We start from the raw sequence: 19,640 nt of genomic DNA, 5'->3' as shown, positions 1-19,640 counted from the left end.
GGTCGTTCACCGAGGATGCTGGCGTAGCCCTGCGTCCGACGGAGACGTTATGCCAGCACTTGTGTTAGCACGAAAGGAATTTACAATGAACAACCCCATCGATCCGAAGCGCAACCCGAAGGACTTTGCCAAGGACGCTAAGGAATTCGGCGAGGACAAGCTCCACGACGCCCAGGACAAGCTCCACGGCGCTAAGGACTTCGGCCAGCACAAGCTGGACGACCTGCGCGGCCGCGGCGACGTCGACGGTGTCAAGGAAGTTAAGGACGCTAACGTCGACCGCTCCAACGTCGAGCGCGTCAATGTGGACCGCACCAACGTCGAGCCGGAGAAGGACGTCCGCGTTGAGCGCACCACCACCGAGCGCACCGCTACCACCCCAGCTCGTTCCACCTCCGGTTCCACCGCGGTGACCGAAGAGGGCAACACCGGCAGCGGCTGGTGGAAGTGGCTGCTCGGCGCGCTGGTCGCCCTGCTGCTGCTGTGGCTGCTGTGGTCCCTGTTCTCCGGCGACAACGGCGAGGGTGAGACCGTCACCTCCACCACCACCGCCGCCACCGAGGTCGTCTCCGAGACCACCACCCTTGACGGCGCTGAGGAGTCCGCCGCAACTGGCGCTGCCGAGCCGGCAGACGAGACGGTCACCGAGACCAACATCGTCGACGAGATCACCGAGACCCTGGCACCGGAGGGCGCTCCGGAGGGTGCTGCAGCGACCAACTAGTCGTTCGCACAACTCACCCCGCGTCTCCCCGCAATCGGGAGTGCGGGGTTTTCTCATGCGGGACTGCTGCGGGACCGCGCACGAAAAACGCGGCGGAGACCTAAGGCCTCCGCCGCGTTTGCGCTGCTGGTTTAGCGGGCGGTGTCGGTGAGCGGGTTCTTCACCCAGCTCATCATGTCGCGCAGCTCTTCGCCGGTCTTCTCAATCGGGTGCTGGGACAGCTTGTCGCGCAGCCCCTCGAGCTCCTTGTTGCCGCCTTCGACGTTAGCGACGAGGCGCTTGGTGAAGCTGCCGGACTGAATGTCCTTGAGCACCTCGCGCATACGGTCCTTCGCACCTTCGTCGATGATGCGCGGGCCAGACAGGTAGCCGCCAAACTCCGCAGTGTCGGAGATGGAGTAGTTCATGTTGGCCAGGCCGCCTTCGTAGATCAGATCCACGATCAGCTTCATCTCGTGCAGGCACTCGAAGTAGGCCATCTCGGGCTCGTAGCCGGCCTCGGTGAGCACCTCGAAGCCCGACATAATCAGGCTCTCCAGGCCGCCGCAGAGCACGGCCTGCTCACCGAACAGGTCGGTGACGGTCTCCGCTTCGAACGTGGTCGGGATGACGCCCGCGCGGGCACCGCCGATTGCCGCGGCGTAGGACAGGGCGAGCTCCTTGCCATTGCCCTGCGGGTCCTGCTCCACCGCGATCAGTGCCGGGACGCCCTTTCCGTCGGTGAAGGTGCGGCGGACCAGGTGGCCCGGACCCTTCGGCGCGACCATAGCGACGGTGATGTTGTCCGCCGGCTTGATCAGGTCGAAGTGGATGTTCAGGCCGTGGCCGAAGAACAGCGCGTCGCCGTCCTTGAGGTTCGGCTCAATGTCCTCGGTGAAGATCTGGGCCTGGGAGGTATCCGGGGCCAGCAGCATGATCACGTCGGCCCACTCGGCGGCCTCCGCGTTGGTCTTGACCTCGAAGCCGGCCTCGCGCGCCTTGTCGGCGGACTTGGAGCCTTCGCGCAGGCCGACGACGACCTCGACGCCGGATTCGCGCAGGTTCTGCGCGTGGGCGTGGCCCTGGGAGCCGTAGCCGATGATGGCGACCTTCTTGCCCTGGATCAGGGACAGGTCTGCGTCGTTGTCGTAGAGCACGTCGATTGCCATGTGTACGTCACTTCCTTCATTCTGTGAGACGGTCATTTCACATTATGACACAACCGTCTCAGGTTTTTAAGATTTACTCGGACTTTGCCATCGTTTTTGCGCCGCGCGATAGCGCCACCGAGCCCGAGCGCGCCAACTCGCGAATCCCGAAGGAGTCCATCACCTCAAGAAACGCCTTGAGCTTGGCGGAGTTGCCCGTGGCCTCGATGATCACGGAGTCCACCGCCACGTCGATCACGCGGGCGCGGAACAGGTTGGCGGCGTCCACCACTTGCGGGCGGGTCAGGTTGTCCGCGTTGACCTTCACCAAGAGCAGCTGGCGGCCGACAGACGTGGCGTCGTCAAGCTCGAGCACCTTATGCACCTGGATGAGCTTGTACAGCTGCTTGGTGATCTGCTCGACGGAGTGCGGCGTGGCGTCGACGACGACGGTGAGGCGGTTGATGCCCTCCTTCGCCGTCTTTGCGGAGACGAGGGAGACCAGGTTGTAGCCGCGGCGGGTAAACAGCGCGGTGACGCGGGTGATGATGCCGTCGACGTCGTCGACGAGCACCGACAGCGTGTGGCGGGTGATCTGTTCGGACTGTGCCATGATTAGTTTCCCTCCTGCTCGAGCGCTTCGATGGTGTCGTTGATGGTCTCCGGCGACTCCGCCGCAGACTCCTCCTCGCCGAAGAACGGGCGCATGCCGCGCGCGTACTCGATGTCGGAGTTGGAGGTGCCCGCCGCGATCATCGGCCACACCTGCGCGTCCTCGCCGACAACGAACTCGACCACCACCGGGCGGTCGTTGATCTCGCGGGCGCGCTGGATCGCCTCTTCCACCTCGTCGGCGGAGGTGACGCGGAACGACACCGCGCCGAGCGCCTCGGACAACTTCACAAAGTCCGGGACGTAGACCTCGCCGCCGAGCTTGGTGTGCGAATAGTGCCCGTCGTAGAACAGGGTCTGCCACTGGCGCACCATGCCCAGGTTGCCGTTGTTGATCAGGGCCACCTTGATCGGGAACCCCTCGAGGGCGGCGGTGGTGAGCTCCTGGTTGGTCATCTGGAAGCAACCGTCGCCGTCAATGGCCCACACCTCTTTGTCCGGCATCGCGGCCTTCGCGCCCAGCGCCGCCGGGATGGAGAAGCCCATGGTGCCAGCGCCGCCGGAGTTGATCCAGTGCCGCGGCTTGTCGTAGTCGATGAACTGGGCGGCCCACATCTGGTGCTGGCCCACGCCGGAGACGTAGATCGCGTCCGGGCCCGCGGTCTTCGACAGGGTCTCCAGGACGAACTGGGGTGCAAGGGTGCCGTCGGTGTGCTCTTCGTAGCCGCGCGGGAAGCGCTTCTTCAAGTCCGCCAGGCGGTCGATCCACGGCTCGATGCTGGGCGCCTTGACTTTGCCTTTGTCGTCGAAGTAGTCGGTGAGCTCGGACAGCACCCGCTTGGCGTCGCCGACGATCGGCACATCAACCGGGCGGATCTTGCCCACCTCTGCCGGGTCGATGTCGGCGTGGATGACCTTCGCGTGCGGCGCGAAGGTGTCGGTGTCGCCGGTGACGCGGTCGTCGAAACGCGCGCCGATTGCGATGAGCAGGTCGGACTCCTGGAACGCGCCCACGGCCGGGACGGTGCCGTGCATGCCGGGCATGCCCAGGTAGAGCGGGTGGTCCTGAGGGAACGCGCCGAGCGCCATCAGGGTGGTCACCACCGGGATGCCCGTAGCCTCCACGAACTTCGCCAGCTGCTTGTGCGCGTTGGCCTTGACCACACCGCCGCCGATGTAGAGCACCGGGCGCTTCGCCTTCGAGATCATCTTCGCCGCCTGCGCGATCTGGCGGTTGTGCGGCTTCGTGTTCGGCTTGTACCCCGGCAGGTCCACCTTCGGCGGCCAGGCAAACTCGATCTCCGCGTTCTGCACGTCCTTCGGGATATCCACCAGCACCGGCCCCGGGCGACCAGTGGAGGCAATGTGGAACGCCGTGGCGATCGCGCTGGGGATTTCCTCCGCCTTGGTCACCATGAGGTTGTGCTTGGTTATCGGCATGGTGATGCCGCGGATGTCCGCTTCCTGGAACGCGTCGGTGCCCAGCAGCGGCGAGCCGACCTGCCCGGTGATGGCCACCATCGGCACCGAATCCAGGTAGGCGTCCGCGATCGGGGTGACCAGGTTGGTCGCGCCCGGGCCGGAGGTGGCCAGGCACACGCCGACGTTGCCGGAGGCCACCGCGTAGCCTTCCGCGGCATGTCCTGCACCCTGTTCGTGGCGCACCAGCACGTGGCGGAGTTTCTCGGCGCGGAACAGCGCGTCGTAAAGCGGGAGCACTGCGCCTCCGGGCAGACCGAATACGATCTCGGTGCCCAGTTCCTCGAGGCTGCGCACGACGGCGTCCGCACCCGTCATGCGTTCGGGCTTTCGTTTCTCTGAAGCTGCCACGTGAAGGCTCCTTGTTAGCTCGACTCTGCTTGTCATCGCGATCTCATACAACAAAAGCCCCCGGCGAGCGATGTGCTCTCGAGGGCGCTTGGTGTGTCAGCGGCGTGTAAAACGCACCCGCTACGGCAAGCGCCGTCGGGAGAGAATAATTACAAGTCGCTCGTTGATCACGGTTCAAAACTGTAGTGGCACAGGCAACGTCGCGGGAGTTTTTATTCAAGTATTTAAATTGCGGGCTATTGCCTATCGACGTTCCAAAGGTGACTACCATCGCCAACTATGACTGACACGCCGGAGCACACCCAGCACGTTTTCAAGCCGACGCGCGAACACATCCTCGCCATCGTGCTTGCCACCGGCATCGCCCTGATGGGCATCCTCTGGGCGCCGAAGTACCTGGCCTGGCTGCTGATCTTCCCCGCGGTCTGGCTCGCGTGGGTGCTGGCCTCCTCCACCACCGTGGACGAGCGCGGCATCACCGCCAAGTACCTCGTGCGCAAGAACGTCACCCTGCCGTGGCGCGATCTGAAGGGCCTCGCCTTCAAGGGCTCCGCCGTCAACGCGGTAACTGTCGACGGCGCGGAGCACCCGCTGCCCGGCGTGACCTTCAATTCCCTGCCCGACCTGGCCGAGGCCTCCAACGGCCGCATCACCGACGTGATCACCGCCGCCCAGGAGGCCGCGGACGGCAAGTACGAAATCATCGACAAGGACGGCCACAAGGTGCTGCTCTCCCGCGAAGAGTACGACGCCTACGTAGCCGAGCACCCGGATCTGCCGGGCCCGCGCCCGTCCGCGCCGAAAACTTCCCCTGAAAGTTAAGGAGTAACCACCGTGATCCCACTTCGCTCACGCGTCACCACCATCGGCCGTCAGGCCGCAGGCGCCCGCGCACTGTGGCGCGCCACCGGCACCGGCGAGAACGAGTTTGGCAAGCCGATCGTGGCCATTGTGAACTCCTACACCCAGTTCGTGCCAGGCCACGTCCACCTCAAGGAAGTCGGCGACATCGTCGCGGACGCCGTGCGCGCCGCCGGCGGAGTGCCCAAGGAGTTCAACACCATCGCCGTCGACGACGGCATCGCCATGGGACACTCCGGCATGCTGTACTCCCTGCCGTCGCGCGAAATCATCACCGACTCGGTGGAGTACATGGTCAACGCCCACACCGTGGACGCCATGGTCTGTATCTCCAATTGCGACAAGATCACCCCGGGCATGCTCAACGCCGCGATGCGCCTGAACATCCCTGCCGTGTTCGTCTCCGGCGGCCCCATGGAGGCCGGCAAGGCGTTCTCCGTCGGCGGGGTGACCAAGCCGAAGTCCGACCTCATCGACGCGATCACGCTGTCCGCCAACGACGACGTGTCCGACGACGAGCTCGACGCCATCGCCAACAACGCCTGCCCCACCTGCGGTTCCTGCTCCGGCATGTTCACCGCCAACTCCATGAACTGCCTCACCGAGGCGCTCGGCCTGTCCCTGCCGGGCAACGGCACCACCCTGGCCACTCACACTGCGCGCCGCGAGCTGTTTGAAAAGGCCGGCCGCACCGTCATGGAGCTGTGCGAGCGCTACTACGGCCAGGGGGACGAATCCGTCCTGCCGCGCAACGTGGCAGGCGTCCACGCCTTCCGCAACGCTATGGCGCTGGACATGGCCATGGGCGGCTCCACCAACACCATCCTGCACATCCTCGCCGCGGCCCAAGAGGGCGAGATCGACTTCGACCTGCACGACATCGACGATCTGTCCCACCAGATCCCGTGCCTGTCTAAGGTGGCGCCGAACGGCGAGGCCCACGTCGAAGATGTCCACCGCGCCGGCGGCATCCCGGCAATTCTGGGCGAGCTCAACCGCGCTGGCCTGCTGCATACGGATGTGCACTCGATCGCGTATCCGTCGTTAAGCGAATGGCTCTCCGACTGGGACATCCGCGGAGGCGCCGCGACCGAGGAGGCGCTGGAGCTGTACCACGCCGCCCCCGGCGGCGAGCGCACCACGAAGGCGTTCTCCCAGAGCGCGCGGTGGGCCGAGCTGGACACCGACGCGGCGAACGGTGTGATCCACGACGTCGAGCACCCCTTCACCTCCGACGGCGGCCTGGTGGTGCTGCGCGGCAACCTCGCGCCCGACGGCGCGATTTTGAAGACCGCCGGCGTGGAAGAAGGACTGTGGGAGTTCACCGGTCCTGCACGCGTGGTCGACTCGCAGGAGCAGGCCGTTTCCATGATCCTCAACCGCGAGGTGCTCGAGGGCGAGGTCGTGGTCATCCGCTACGAGGGCCCCGCGGGCGGGCCGGGCATGCAGGAGATGCTGCACCCGACCTCGTTCTTGAAGGGCGCCGGCCTGGGCAAGAAGTGCGCCCTGATCACGGACGGTCGCTTCTCCGGCGGCACCTCCGGGCTTTCCATCGGCCACATCTCCCCCGAGGCCGCGGCCGGCGGCCTGATCGGCCTGATTGAAAATGGCGACACCATCTCCATTTCCGTGTCCAACCGCGAGCTCAAACTCGACGTGGACGAGGCCGAGCTGCAAAAGCGCCGTGAAACGATGGAAGCCTCCGACAACCCCTGGACGCCGAACCGCGTCCGTGAGGTGTCGAAGGCTTTGCGTGCGTACGCGAAGATGGCCACCAGCGCCGACAAGGGCGCCGTGCGCCAGGTCGACTAACTAGGCGACCGGGTTGATGCCGGTGCCGAACCACCACATCAGCCCGGCGGCCGCCAGGCCGAGCAGCGCGCAGATCCAGCTGGAAACCAGCGGGCGCTTGGCCCAGCCGCGCGACGCGTCGACGCCGTAGCGGCCCGGGCCGGTGAACTGCACAACCAGGGACGCGGCCAGCAGCATGACCGGCACCCAGGTCTCCGGGGTCCAGGCGAAGACGTTGAAACCGTCCGGCTGTTCAGTAAACGCGTGCAGCGCCATGAAGCCGGTCACGGCGATGGCGACCAGCGCCGCAACCGGGGTGAGCAGACCCAGCACCAGGAACACGCCGGCGGCCAGCTCCAGGGTGGGCACCACAACGGCGAGGCCGGAGCCGTACGGGTAATCCGCGAACGCGCTCTCCAGGCCGGAGATGCCCTCGTTGCCGCCGAGGCGGAAGAAGACCGCGACCGAGTCGATGATCAAAAACGCGCCGAGGAACAGACGCATCAGGAACAGGCCGAAGTCCGTGGTGCCGCGGCGGGTCTCGTCCTCCACCACGACCGGCTCGGCCGTCTCTGTGTAGACCGGCTCCGTGGTGTCGGTTGCGTACGTAGGCGTCGCAGCGGTGTAATCCGGCTCGCGGTTCACAGCCACCGTTTCAGAGGTGCCAGCAAACGAGGTGGTCTCCGGGGACTGCGGGATCAGCGGCCCGTCCGCTTGTTCGCCGCGCGGGAAAATCTCCGTCGGGGCGGCCTTGCCCGTGCGGGTGTACAGGCCGTCGGCGGCACCCTTGCCGTCGCCTGTGTACTCAGGCACCTCGGGGGAATCCAGGTTTGTCAGGTCGTTTTGCTCATTAGGCGTGAGATCGCGTGGGTTGTTAGCCATGCCAACAAATGTATGCGAAAGCGCTGTCTGATCCTTGGTAACGCGCCGTTGAAACAGCAAATCCGAGCCTGTGCGCTGCGCTGTTGGCGGGGAGAACCTGTGGGCGTCGGCTAGCAATGGCCTTGTAATGGTGTTACCCTCGGCTCCGCTCTTTTTCTAGATTTCTTTGAGGAAAATTATGGGTAAAACCTTTAAAATCGCCCTTGCGCTTGTGGGCCTCACGGTCGGCGCGGGCTTCGCATCCGGCCAGGAGGTGATCCAGTACTTCCTGTCATTCGGTTACTGGGGCATCCTCGGCGCCGCGGTGGCCGGCACCGCCATCGCTGTGTTCAGCGGCTGGGTCTACCAGCTCGGCTCCTACTACCTGGCAGACAACCACAGTGTGGTCTTCCGCAGCGTGTCCAGACCATGGCTGGCCAAGTACATGGACATCACCACCATGTTCACGTTGTTCTGCATCGGCTTTGTCATGGTCGCCGGCGCCGGCGCCAACTTGGAGCAGCAGTTCGGCTTCCCCACCTGGGTTGGCTCCGCCATCATGGTCGTGCTGCTTTTGCTGTCCGGTTTGCTGGACGTGGACAAGCTCACCAGCGTGATCTCCTTTATCACGCCGCTGCTGATCATCTGCCTGCTCGGCGCATTCGTGATCACGCTGATGAACATCCCGGACGACTTCGGCTACATCAACGAGATCGCCCAGACCAACCCGCACGCATCCGGCACCTTCGACAACTGGCTGATCACCGCACTGAACTACGCCACGCTGGTGATGATCATGGACACCTCCATGATGCTCGTCTTCGCCGGCTCCCACATGAACCCGGCCAAGACCGGCAAGGGCGGCCTGCTCGGCGGCATCATGTTCGCGGTGCTGCTGATGATCCTGGTGTTCATCCTGTTCTGCAACATGGAAAACGTCATGGACGCCGACCTGCCGCTGCTGAAGGTCTTCGACACCATGCACCCGGCCGTGGGCGTGTTCGTGTCCATCGTGATCTACCTGATGATCTACAACACCGCCGTCGGACTCTTCTACGCGCTTGGCCGCCGCCTGAGCAACGACAAGCCGGGCAAGTTCCGCGTCTACTACGGCATCGTCGTGCTGGTCGGCTTCGCGCTATCCTTCATCGGCTTCGCCGACCTGGTCGGCTGGGTCTACCCGGTCCTGGGCTACCTGGGCCTGGTGCTGGGCATCGTCATGGGCGTTGCCTGGTTCCGCGACCGCAAGAACATCCAGGACGAGACCGGCCGCCGCGAGCGCCTGGCCGAGCTCGCCGGCACCCAGCTGGACCCCGAGAGCTCGGATCTCACCGGTGCGGAGCGCAGCGAGGTCGACGAGCTGACCTCCGACTCCAACGTCGGCGGCAGCGAGCTGTGGCAGTCCGTTCAGGAGGAAGTGGCGGCTGACATGCACGCCGACTCCTCCAGCGACTTCGACATCAAGACCGTCCCGGCCCTGGACCCCGAGTCCGACTCCTACGCCGGCGCTCCGGATTCCCAGGGCGAGAAGATCCACTGGGAGGCGTACGAGGAGATGTACAAGACGGGCGAGTTCCCCGCCGTCAAGCCTGAGGACAAGTAAGCACTCTTCGCTTTACGACGTCCAGCTCCGCCCCGGCCAACGTTTGTTGGTCGGGGTTTTGCGTTGCGCCTCGGAATCGTCGGGATCCCGCGGCAACGACGCGAAAACCGGCTACCTACACCCGGCTACCAGCAAATATGGGAGCGCGGACAAAAAGTTGGAGTGTTGGGGGCTGGAAGGTATTCCGATGCCCGCAGGTTTTCCATCTGATATCCGCGTTGGTGCGGTTGAGAGGTTTTTGGCTGGGTCGTCTGCCCGTGAGGTCTGCGACTGGGCTGAACACGCGTGTGGTCGCCGACCGTCGGTGGCCACGGTCGGCAACTGGGTTGCGGCCAAGCGTCGTGGCCAGAGCTTGGACGGTACGCGACGCGCCTACGACGCTGAGACCATCGCAAAAGTTGTCGCACGCAGATTGACCTCGCAGGCGACAGTGCGTGACATTGCCGTGGAGTTCGATGTCCACGACACCGCGGCACTGACCTGGACGAAGCGGTTTTGGCCCGACGATGACGAACGCGATTCGGCAGCGTCGATGACTTTCGACGAGGCCTATGCGGCGACAATGGAACGCGTGAGCAAACACCGCAAAGTCCAACGCAACCATCAGCAGCAGCGAGTCGATGAGGCAGCCAATGCGAAGAAACCACCCCGGCCAGTCAACGAGTGGCTGCCAGGGCCTGGGCCGATAGACGATATCGCTGATTTACCCAGTGACATGGACGAGCTGAAAAAACTCGTTGTTGAGATGCGCGACCGGGAAACGGTCAAAGACGCCATTATCCACGTGCTCATGAGCGATGGTGAGCCACGGGGAAAAGACAACGTCCGCGACGGTGAGTCGCGGGGAAAAGACGACGTCCGTGACGGTGAGCTGTCCACCGCGGCGAAAGCCGCAGTGGTGGTTGCCCTCACGGACGCCCACGAGTTTTCCATCGCTCGAGCATGCGCGGTCGTTGGGATTGCGCAGTCGACGTTTTACTACCACCGACACAAACACACGCAGGTAGTGCAACAGCGCGAACAGCGCCACGCTGCACTCAAACCGCTGATCTTGCAGGCAGCCGCCGAATCCGGGCAAAGCTACGGCTACCGGCGCATCCACGCCTGGTTAAAGATCATGGGGCATACAGTGTCGGAAAAGATCGTGCGCACCCTCATGAAAGAGCTTGGGTGCCGCCCGCCGGCGAAGGCGTCGGGCAAGTACTCCTCCTACACCGGTGAAACCGACCACAAACCGGCAAACCTGCTGCTGATCACCCCACCCGACAGCAGCGACGGGGATGCGGATTCGGATGCGGCCCGGCCGGTTGTTGCACCGTCGCAGTATTTCATCGACCACGCCGACACTCAGGGGCTGACCCACGATTTCCACGCGGATGCCCCGTGGGAGAAAATCGGCACCGACGTCACCGAAATCCACTGCCCAGACGGGAAGTTGTTCCTGTCGGCAGCGATCGATTTCTACGACGGGATGCCGATTGCGGTCACCATGTCGACGTCGCCGAATCACGACTTGGTCGCCGAGATGATCGCGCGAATCGACGAGGTAAAACCCGACGGTGCGCAACCGATTATCCATTCCGACCGTGGCGGGCTCTACCGCAGTGAACGCTGGGTCAGCCTGATCACCGACCACACCCACAACATCCTGGATTGCCCCGACTGCCAGGCCGATGCGTGGTGCGACACCCGGTGGCGATACATCCCGTCACTGTCACGCAAAGCCACCAGCGGCGACAACGCGCGCACCGAAGGGTTCTTCGGCACGATGAAACAAGAACTGCTCAAAGGCAGGCCTGTGGTGTCAACGATGACGGTGGAGCAAATGCGCGACTATATTGACACCTACATCGACTTCTACATTCACAGACGATTGAAGTCGACACTCGGCGACGGCTACACCACCATCGCCGAACACCGACAAGCACTGAGTGCATAACAACGAGACAAAGTCCCCCAAATGCACTCCAAGAATTTGTCCGCATCCCCTATTTCGTGTGGTAGCCGGTTCTAGGTAGCCGGTTTCGTGGCGGGTTAGTGAAGTTAGACGCTACTCCGCGAGCTTCTTCGCGATGAGCTGGTTGACCTGGCCCGGGTCGGCCTTGCCCTGGGTCGCCTTCATCACTGCGCCGACAATGGCGCCGGTGACCTTCTTGTTGCCGGCGCGGTACTTCTCCACGATGTCCGGGTTGGCAGCCAGCGCCTCGTCGACGGCCTTCTCAATGGCGCCGTCGTCGCGCACGACCTCGAGGCCGCGCGCGGCGACTACCTCGTCGACAGAACCCTCGCCGGCGATGACGCCGTCGATGGCCTGGCGGCCCAGCTTGGTGGTCAGCTTGCCTTCCTTGACCAGCTCGACCACGCGGGCGACGTCGGCCGGGGTGACGCCGAGCGCGTCGAGGTCTTTGCCGGCCTCGTTGGCCTTGCCGTTGATGTAGGAAACCCACCATGCGCGGGCCTCATCCGGCGTGGCACCGGCTTCGACGGTGTCCACGATCAGGTCGAGCGCACCGGCGTTGACCAGGTCGCGGAACTCCTTCTCCGGCAGCTGCCACTCCTCCTGGATGCGTGCGCGGCGCACCCACGGCAGCTCCGGCAGGGTCGCGCGAATCTCCTCGACCCACTCCGGCTTCGCGATCACCGGCGGCAGATCCGGGTCGTTGAAGTAGCGGTAGTCGGAAGCCTCTTCCTTCGGGCGGCCCTTGGAGGTGGTGCCGTCCTTTTCCTGGTAGTGGCGGGTCTCCTGCACCACTTCCCCGCCGTCTTGCAGCACGGCGGCCTGGCGCTGCATCTCAAAGCGCACGGCCTGCTCCACGGACTTCAGGGAGTTGATGTTCTTCGTCTCGGTGCGGGTGCCGAACTTTTCCTGGCCGACCGGGCGCAGGGACACGTTGGCGTCGCAACGCATGCTGCCCTGGTCCATGCGGGCGTCGGAGACGCCGAGGGCTTTGACCAGCTCGCGCAGCGCGCCCACGTAGGCCTTCGCCACCTCAGGTGCGCGCTCGCCGGCGCCGATGATCGGCTTAGTCACGATCTCGATCAGCGGGATGCCCGCGCGGTTGCAGTCCACAAGCGACGCGGTTGCGCCGGTGATGCGGCCGGAGGCGGAACCCAGGTGGGTGAGCTTGCCGGTGTCTTCCTCCATGTGCGCGCGCTCGATCTCCACGCGCCACTCGGTGCCGTCCTCGAGCACGACGTCCAGGTAGCCGTCGTAGGCGATTGGCTCGTCGTACTGGGAGATCTGGTAGTTCTTCGGCTGGTCCGGGTAGAAGTAGTTCTTGCGCGCAAACCGCGAGGACTCGGCGATCTTGCAGTTCAGCGCCAGGCCGATCTTGATGGCCCACTCCACGCCCTTGGCGTTGACCACCGGCAGCGCGCCCGGCAGCCCGAGCGAGACCGGGTCGATGTTGGTGTTCGGCTCCGCGCCGAAGTGGGCGGAGGAGGTGGAGAACATCTTCGTCTCGGTGGCGAGCTCGACGTGCACCTCAAGGCCCATCACGGGGTCGTACTTTTCCAGTACTTCGTCGTAATCCATCAGGTCGTACGCAGTCATGCGCATCAGTCTACTGCCCCGCCCCGCGCACCCGCGCTACAGCTCGCCGCGCCGCCGCACCCACACAAATGCGGCGGTCTTCTCACGGCCGACAGCGAGCGCATTGCCTATCGACGGCCCATTGCCCACGTGCACCGTCCCCCACAATGTGTCGCCGGTTTGGGCCGGTAGGACGTCGCAAAGCAACTGCATCGCCGCCGGTGCGAGGCCGCGTCCGCGAGCATTGTCGTCGAGGAGGAATTCGTAGACCTGGAATCCGCGCATGCCGTTTGCGTCGTCGCGGGCTGCGGCGATGATGCCCGCGCGCTGCCCGTCCACCTCGATTTCGCGCAGCGCGCCCGTGTCCGCGCAGCGTTGCAGTTGCTCCAGAGTTGCGGCCTCCGTCCAGGTGCGCACCTCGGGCAACTGCTTTGCGACGTTGCCGAGCACCTCGTCGGCATATCCTGCCGTCTCCGCGGGGTCCGCCGGGGTAAGGCGCACGCGTTCGTGTTGCGGGCGACGCGGTTTCCGCCGCAGCCCGGAGACGAGCCCGGCGATGATCCACTGGTCGATGTCCGCGTCCTCCGGCGGGTTCGGCAGCTCGAAGCGGATGGCCAGCGGGCCGAAGTCCGCGAACTCGCGGTGCAGCTGCTCGGCGTACGCGTCTAGGAGAGCGAGCTGCGGCGGCACCGACGTGGCGACGACGTGCACGAACGGCTTTTCCGGGTCCAGCCCCAAAAAGCGGATCCCGGCGACGCACCAGTGCCCGTCCGCAAACTCCACGCGCCGGTTCGCCCACGCCAGAGGGTCGGACATGTCCGGCCCGCCGAGGGGTTTCAGATGGTCGCGGAAGCCAGCGCCGAAGTCCACGTCGGCAGTGTGCTCGGCCTGCGGGCGCATCTCCTTCACCGCGAGCTCACGCCGCTGGTCTGCGGTGTACCACTCGCGTAGCTGTTGAGGCATCCACGCCTCGTAGGCGTTAGTCATCTGGTCAAGCAGACTCATGCGATCACCCTAGCCACTCCCCGCACATATAGGACCCCGATGCGAACGAGAGAGGGTTTCCCTATGCTGGCTCAAGTGAATTTCCCCGATTTTTCTGACAAAAACACCCGCACCGGCACCATAGGGATCGTCGCCGTCGGAGCGCTCATCTTGGCGGCACCATTCGTGGCCCAGGCAGCGGCGGAGGGAGGCGAGCCCGCCACCACGGAGGTGTCCGCTGGTGGCGTCACACTGCGCGACGCGGACGGCGCTCCTCTACAGTGCACCCAGACTGCTGCCGCCGACAGTGCGGGTGACGGCACCGGCACGTGGGTGTGGGACTGTGACGGCACGAAAATCCAGCTGCGCACCGACTACACCATGACCGACGAGGCCGAGCGCGCCAACGCGGTCACGCGCATGTACTGGCTGGCAGCAGACGGCGAGCGAATCGACACGGACGAGCTCGATCAGCCAGCGCCCGGGGTGTACGCGGTGCACCGCAACGACATTTCCGTCGCCGCCGTCGAACGCGGTGACCTCACGGTGTACGTGGCAACGGCTCTCGCCGCCGGCCAAGAGATCGTCGAGCGTCTAGTCGAAGAGGAGGCCCGGTAGTGCAGAAGAACCGTATTTTCCAAGGCATCGCTGGCCTGGTCATCCTCGCGGGCGTGGCGCGCTACGTCTACGCGCTCACCCAGGTGCCGTGGACGCCCGCGTTCGGCGCTGCAGCGGCGGCATTCGTCCTCATTTCTGTCGCGGTGGCGTGGCTCCTTTTGCACCGCCACCCAGGACGGCCTGAGAATCCGTGGTGGCTGCCAGTCGGCATGATTGCCGCGGCGGGCTTGTGCGGCGTAGTGCCCTTCGTCAACTCCGCGTACCTCGCCGCGGCGCAGGAGCTGCCCGACGCTGTTACGTACCTGTTTTCCTCGATTCCGGAGGAGACTGCCAAACTACTGGCTGCGTTCCTTGTCATCGCCGCTTTCGCGCCGGTGCGCCGGCCCGTCGAGGCAGCCGTGGTCGGCATGGCCATCGGCGCGGGATACACCGTCGCCGAGACCGTGAACAATTCCGCGATCGCGGCGGCGCTAGATCTGCAGTCCGAGTACTACGACGGTGTCGCGTCAATGCTCGTAATGGTTGTCACGGGCCCGTTCTCGCACGCCGTGTACACCGGTCTGGCGGCGTGGGGCCTCGGCCAATTCCTGTGCCGCACCGATCAGCCTCTCGGCTGGCGCGTGTCGCGGCTCATCGGTTGGTTCCTCCTCGCCGCCGCGATCCACGGGGCGTTCAACGCCTCCAAAGAGCTTCCCGGTGTCGCGAGTCTCTTCGGCTCGATCGCGATCACGATCTTGCTGTGGGGGCTGTTGATCTGGCTCTACCGCCGCTCCCGAGCCGTCGCCTCCCACACCTCGCGGTAGCTCTCCGCGAGCGTGACCACCGTCTCGTGCGCATTGAGCCCGCTGGGGTTGCCCACCACCCACACCGGCACGCCGGCGAGGGTCTCGGGCTGGAGGCCGCGGGTGGCCTTTGGTCGTCGATAGGCATCGCGGTACGCCCCGATGCCTGCGAACATGACGGCTGTGGGCTGAAGCTTTTCGACGACACTCCGCACGACCTCGCCTCCCTCAACCAACTCCGCCTTGGTCAGGTCGGACGCCTTCGGCGTCATGCGGTTCACCAGATTGGTGAACCCGATGCCGAGCTCTGCGAGCATGGCGGCGTCCTTGTCGGACAGCCCCTCGTTGGCGTGGACGCGGTAGGGCGTGATGCCCGCGGCCTCGAGCGCCGGCCAGAAGCGGTTGCCCGGGAACGCGAACGGCGCGTCCACCTCCTCGGTGAGGCGGCCAGGGTTGATGCCGACAATGAGCAAGCGGCAGGGGTCCGGGATACGGTCGTGCATCTACGTGAACATGGCCTTCGCGGTGGTGTAGCGGCGCTCCGGCACGGTCTTGAGCTGCGCGACGGCGTCCTCGAGCGCCACGAGTTCGATGTCCTCGCCGTGCAGCGCCACGCAGGTGCCGAAGTTGCCCTCGTGGGCGGCGCGGGCGGCGTGGACACCGTAGCGGGTGGCCAGCACGCGGTCGTAGGCGGTTGGCGTGCCGCCTCGCTGGGTGTGGCCGAGCACGGTGGTGCGCACGTCGTATCCCAAGCGCTTCTTCACTTCATCGCCGATGATCTGGCCCATGCCGTTGAAGGTCTTGTGGCCGAACTCGTCCTCCTCGCCCAGGCCGGCGTCCATGGTGCCTTCCTTAGGCGTCGCGCCCTCGGCGACGACGATGATGCCGTACTTCTCCCCCATCTGGAACCGGCGCTCCATGGCCTTGCAGATCTCGGCGATGTCGAACGGCTCCTCCGGGATCACGGTGTAGTGGGCGCCGCCGGCCATGCCGGCGTGCAGGGCGATCCAGCCCACGTGGCGGCCCATGACCTCAACGATGAGGATGCGGTTGTGGGACTCGGCGGTGGTGTGCAGCCGGTCGATGGCGTCGGTGGCCACGGACACGGCGGTGTCGAAGCCGAAGGTGTAGTCGGTCGCGGCGACGTCGTTGTCGATGGTCTTGGGCACGCCGACGACGGGGATGCCGTTGTCGGAAAGCCACTTCGCGCCCTTGAGCGTGCCCTCGCCGCCGATGGCGATCAGGGCGTCCACGCCGGCGTCGTCCAGGTTGGCCTTGATGGTGTCCAGCCCGGCCTTGAACTTGTCCGGGTGGAGGCGGCCGGTTCCCAGCACGGTGCCGCCGCGCAGGAGGAGGGAGTCCATGTAGGCGTCGTCGTAGAGGTCGACGCGGCGGTCCTCCATCAGGCCCACCCAGCCGTCGCGGTAGCCCACGACGGTGGAGCCATACTCCGTGTTGGCGGTGCGGACGATGCCGCGGATGACGGCGTTCAGGCCGGGGCAGTCGCCGCCGGAGGTCAAAGTGGCAAGTCGCATGACTGCCAGGCTACCCCCGAAGACGAAGCGATGACACCGCCCCGATCAGCATCGCGGCGCACGGCAGCGCGAGCGCTAAACCGGCCGTGGATTCGATGGCCCCGGAGGCGAGCACCATGCCCACCAGAGCCACGCCGAGCACCGAGCCGACCTGGCGGGCGGTGTTATAGAGCCCCGAGGCCGCCCCAGTTTCGTGCTCGGGGATGCCGCGCATGGTCACCGCCGCGTTGGGCGCCCACACGAACGCGCCGCCGATGCCCAATAGCGAGGTCACGGCGGTAAACCACCACACGCTGGCGTCGGTGTGGATCAGCGCGATGGCGAGCGCCAACCCGGCCGCGGAGACGGCAAAGCCCGCGGCGCAGAGCTTGCCCGGGTCGCGCCGGTCCGTCAGGTACCCGGCCACCGGGGTGAGCACGAGCGCGAACACGGACATCGGTGCGGTAATCGCGCCGGATGCCGTCGGCGAGGCTCCGGCGACGGTTTGCAGCCAGTACATCAGCGGGATGAACATCGACGCCACGGTAAAGCCCATCGCCGCCACGCCCAGGGCCCCGAGGGCAAACGAGCGGTTGAGCATGAGCTCCACGGGCAGGAACCCGTCGTCGGTGCCGTTGCGGGCCGAGAGCACCAGCACGCCGATCAGCAGCGCACCGAAGAGGATCGAGGGCCACTGACCGAACTGGATGCCATACACAAGCAACCCCAGCCCGCCGAACGACAGCAGCACCGGCAGCAGGGTCACCCGCTCGCCGCTTCGTGGCAGACGCGGCAGGGCAACCACCCCGGCGACAAGCGCCATCGCACCGAGCGCGGCTTGGGCGAAGAACGCCGCGCGCCAGCCGAAGCCGTCCGCCACTGCCCCGCCGGCCACGGGGCCGATCAGGGACGCCACGGAGCCGATCACGCCCCAGGCGGCGAACGCCCGGCCTTGTTTGTCCTCCGCGAACACGCGCGGGATCAGCCCGAACGCCTGCGGCAAAAACACTGCGGCGCCCGCACCCTGCAGGCCGCGGGCCACCACCAGGGCCCAGAACGACCAGGACGCGCCCGCGAACACTAGTGCGGCCACGTAGATGGCCAAGCCGATGAGGAAGACGCGGCGTTGCCCGAAGGCGTCGCCAAGCTTGCCGGTCGCCGGCATCGGGGCCACTGTGCACAGCAGGTAGATGCTGGTCAGCCACACGGCGGAGCCGACGTCGAAAGGCAACAGCGGGGTGATCACGGGCATGAAGCCCTGATCGATCAGCACAAGAAAATACCCCGCAGCCAAAGCTGCGAGGGTATTCCAGGGGTTAACGGCCGGCTTCAAAAGCGGCACCCACGCGGTACAAGCGCGCGTCCTCGAAGGCCGGGGCGATCAGCTGCAGGCCCACCGGCAGGTTGGTGTCGGATGCCTCGCCCGCCGGCACCGACATGCCGGGCAGGCCGGCCAGGTTCAGCGGCAGGGTGAACAGGTCGAAGTTGTACATCGCCAGCGGGTCGTCCACCTTGTCGCCCAGCTTGAACGCCGTGGTGGGCGTTGACGGGGCGGCGATGACGTCGCAAAGCTCGAATGCCTTGGCAAAGTCCTGCGCCACCAGAGTGCGCACGCGCTGCGCCTGCAGGTAGTACGCGTCGTAGTAGCCCACGGACAGCGCGTAGGTGCCCAGGATGATGCGGCGCTTGACCTCCGCGCCGAAGCCCTCGCCGCGGGTGGCAGCCATGACTTCCTCGGCGGAGCGGGAGCCGTCGTCGCCGACGCGCTGGCCGTAACGCATGCCGTCGAAGCGCGCGAGGTTGGAGCTGACCTCGGAGGTCTGGATCAGGTAGTACGCGCCCATGACGTCTTCGAAGCTCGGGCAATCCACCTCGACGATCTCCGCGCCCTGCGCCTCAAGCTGCGCGTAGGCCTTGTCGATGGCCTCCTTCACGCCGTCCTGCGTGCCGGGACGCTCGAACTGCTTCACGCGGCCGATCTTCACACCCTTCAGGTCGCCGGAAGCGCCCTCGCGGGCGGCGTCGGCGAGCGCCGGGACCTCGCGGTCCACGGAGGTGGCGTCGAACTCGTCGTGGCCGCCGATGATCTCGTGCAGCAGCGCGGTGTCCAGCACGTTGTTCGCGCACGGGCCCACCTGGTCCAGGGAGGACGCGCAGGCGATGACGCCGTAGCGGGACACGCCGCCGTAGGTCGGCTTCACGCCCACGGTGCCGGTCAGCGATGCCGGCTGGCGGATCGAGCCGCCAGTGTCGGTGCCGATGCCCAGCGGGGCCTCGCCGGACGCGAGTGCCGCCGCGGTGCCGCCGCCGGAGCCGCCCGGGACGCGCTCCAGGTCGTGCGGGTTCTTCGTCTGCTTGTAGGCCGAGTTCTCCGTGGACGACCCCATGGCGAACTCGTCCAGGTTGGTCTTGCCCAGAATCGGGATGCCGGCTGCGCGCAGCTTGGCCACCACGGTGGCGTCGTACGGGCTCATGTAGCCCTCGAGCATCTTCGACGCGGCGGTGGTCGGCGCGTCGGTGGTGACCAGCAGGTCCTTCAGCGCCAGCGGCACGCCTGCAAGCTTAGAGGCCGGCTCCTCGCCGTTTTTCACCTGCTCGTCCACCTTGTCCGCGGCCGCGAGCGCCTCTTCTGCACCGACGTGCAGGAAGGCACCGAGATCGCCGTCGACCTCAGCGATGCGGTCGAGGAAGGCTTGGGTGACCTCGCGGGAGGTGACTTCGCCGGACTGGATCATTGCGGCGAGCTCGTGCGCTGGCTTTGCGACGAGACCTTCGGCCGGAATCGTGTACTGCGTCATTTC

17 protein-coding genes are annotated in these 19,640 nt (G+C 65.7%); 7 read left to right on the top strand and 10 right to left on the bottom strand.

Going from position 1 to position 19,640, the window contains the following annotated elements; genetic code table 11:
- Positions 1–85 precede the first annotated feature (85 nt).
- Positions 86–724: a hypothetical protein gene (locus tag ACX1NL_RS05420; RefSeq protein WP_458898810.1), complete on the top strand. Its 639-nt coding sequence runs from the start codon at positions 86–88 to the stop codon at positions 722–724.
- Between the two features lie 131 nt (positions 725–855).
- Here the strand turns inward: ACX1NL_RS05420 and ilvC are convergent, their stop codons facing one another.
- From ilvC to ACX1NL_RS05405, 3 genes are all read right to left on the bottom strand, one after another.
- Entirely contained in the window at positions 856–1,872 is a 1,017-nt protein-coding gene (gene ilvC / locus ACX1NL_RS05415; RefSeq protein WP_458898809.1) for a ketol-acid reductoisomerase, read from the bottom strand.
- A 73-nt stretch (positions 1,873–1,945) separates the two neighbouring features.
- Positions 1,946–2,464, bottom strand: a complete 519-nt coding sequence (gene ilvN / locus ACX1NL_RS05410; protein ID WP_458898808.1) for an acetolactate synthase small subunit — start codon at positions 2,462–2,464, stop codon at positions 1,946–1,948.
- Positions 2,465–2,466: 2 nt separating this feature from the next.
- Positions 2,467–4,260, bottom strand: coding sequence for an acetolactate synthase large subunit (locus ACX1NL_RS05405; protein WP_458898905.1), 1,794 nt, complete (start codon positions 4,258–4,260; stop codon positions 2,467–2,469).
- A gap of 312 nt (positions 4,261–4,572) precedes the next feature.
- Here ACX1NL_RS05405 and ACX1NL_RS05400 point away from each other — a divergent pair, with 312 nt between their 5' ends.
- Together ACX1NL_RS05400 and ilvD are read left to right on the top strand one after the other, a co-directional pair.
- The gene (locus ACX1NL_RS05400; RefSeq protein ID WP_458898807.1) at positions 4,573–5,115 is read left to right on the top strand and encodes a PH domain-containing protein; all 543 of its coding nucleotides are present in this window, start codon (positions 4,573–4,575) and stop codon (positions 5,113–5,115) included.
- Between the two features lie 12 nt (positions 5,116–5,127).
- Entirely contained in the window at positions 5,128–6,966 is a 1,839-nt protein-coding gene (gene ilvD, locus ACX1NL_RS05395; protein ID WP_458898806.1) for a dihydroxy-acid dehydratase, read from the top strand.
- On the opposite strand, the gene ACX1NL_RS05390 is transcribed toward ilvD, so the two are convergent.
- Positions 6,967–7,827, bottom strand: a complete 861-nt coding sequence (locus ACX1NL_RS05390; RefSeq protein ID WP_458898805.1) for a DoxX family protein — start codon at positions 7,825–7,827, stop codon at positions 6,967–6,969.
- Between the two features lie 178 nt (positions 7,828–8,005).
- Here ACX1NL_RS05390 and ACX1NL_RS05385 point away from each other — a divergent pair, with 178 nt between their 5' ends.
- Together ACX1NL_RS05385 and ACX1NL_RS05380 are read left to right on the top strand one after the other, a co-directional pair.
- Positions 8,006–9,409 carry a YkvI family membrane protein gene (locus ACX1NL_RS05385; protein WP_458898804.1) on the top strand — a complete coding sequence of 468 codons (1,404 nt, stop codon included), beginning with the start codon at positions 8,006–8,008 and terminating at the stop codon, positions 9,407–9,409.
- A gap of 304 nt (positions 9,410–9,713) precedes the next feature.
- Positions 9,714–11,348 (top strand): IS3 family transposase, encoded by a 1,635-nt coding sequence (locus tag ACX1NL_RS05380; protein WP_181889013.1) that lies wholly within the window; start codon positions 9,714–9,716, stop codon positions 11,346–11,348.
- A 111-nt stretch (positions 11,349–11,459) separates the two neighbouring features.
- On the opposite strand, the gene gatB is transcribed toward ACX1NL_RS05380, so the two are convergent.
- On the bottom strand, positions 11,460–12,962 hold the full coding sequence (gene gatB / locus ACX1NL_RS05375; protein ID WP_239305907.1) for an Asp-tRNA(Asn)/Glu-tRNA(Gln) amidotransferase subunit GatB: 1,503 nt from the start codon (positions 12,960–12,962) through the stop codon (positions 11,460–11,462).
- A 36-nt stretch (positions 12,963–12,998) separates the two neighbouring features.
- The gene (locus tag ACX1NL_RS05370; RefSeq protein WP_392399010.1) at positions 12,999–13,946 is read right to left on the bottom strand and encodes a GNAT family N-acetyltransferase; all 948 of its coding nucleotides are present in this window, start codon (positions 13,944–13,946) and stop codon (positions 12,999–13,001) included.
- A 75-nt stretch (positions 13,947–14,021) separates the two neighbouring features.
- Here ACX1NL_RS05370 and ACX1NL_RS05365 point away from each other — a divergent pair, with 75 nt between their 5' ends.
- A complete protein-coding gene (locus ACX1NL_RS05365; protein WP_181888284.1) occupies positions 14,022–14,543 on the top strand; it encodes a hypothetical protein in 522 nt (173 codons plus the stop codon).
- On the top strand, positions 14,543–15,346 hold the full coding sequence (locus ACX1NL_RS05360) for a PrsW family glutamic-type intramembrane protease (RefSeq protein ID WP_239305909.1): 804 nt from the start codon (positions 14,543–14,545) through the stop codon (positions 15,344–15,346). Before ACX1NL_RS05365 ends, ACX1NL_RS05360 begins: the two co-directional genes overlap by 1 nt.
- On the opposite strand, the gene ACX1NL_RS05355 is transcribed toward ACX1NL_RS05360, so the two are convergent.
- The 4 genes from ACX1NL_RS05355 to gatA are packed head-to-tail and all read right to left on the bottom strand — an operon-like array spanning position 15,304 to position 19,637.
- Positions 15,304–15,828 carry a mismatch-specific DNA-glycosylase gene (locus tag ACX1NL_RS05355; protein ID WP_458898803.1) on the bottom strand — a complete coding sequence of 175 codons (525 nt, stop codon included), beginning with the start codon at positions 15,826–15,828 and terminating at the stop codon, positions 15,304–15,306. The genes ACX1NL_RS05360 and ACX1NL_RS05355 overlap by 43 nt on opposite strands.
- Positions 15,829–16,860, bottom strand: a complete 1,032-nt coding sequence (locus ACX1NL_RS05350; protein ID WP_458898802.1) for an ATP-dependent 6-phosphofructokinase — start codon at positions 16,858–16,860, stop codon at positions 15,829–15,831. It abuts the gene before it with no gap.
- A gap of 10 nt (positions 16,861–16,870) precedes the next feature.
- Positions 16,871–18,112: an MFS transporter gene (locus tag ACX1NL_RS05345; RefSeq protein ID WP_458898801.1), complete on the bottom strand. Its 1,242-nt coding sequence runs from the start codon at positions 18,110–18,112 to the stop codon at positions 16,871–16,873.
- 43 nt (positions 18,113–18,155) lie between these two features.
- On the bottom strand, positions 18,156–19,637 hold the full coding sequence (gene gatA / locus ACX1NL_RS05340) for an Asp-tRNA(Asn)/Glu-tRNA(Gln) amidotransferase subunit GatA (protein WP_458898800.1): 1,482 nt from the start codon (positions 19,635–19,637) through the stop codon (positions 18,156–18,158).
- Positions 19,638–19,640: the final 3 nt, after the last annotated feature.

Source organism: Corynebacterium sp. CQ3829_602738 (assembly GCF_054478435.1).
Note: the sequence above shows the minus strand (reverse complement) of the source record. Positions and strands in the feature narration are given on the sequence as shown.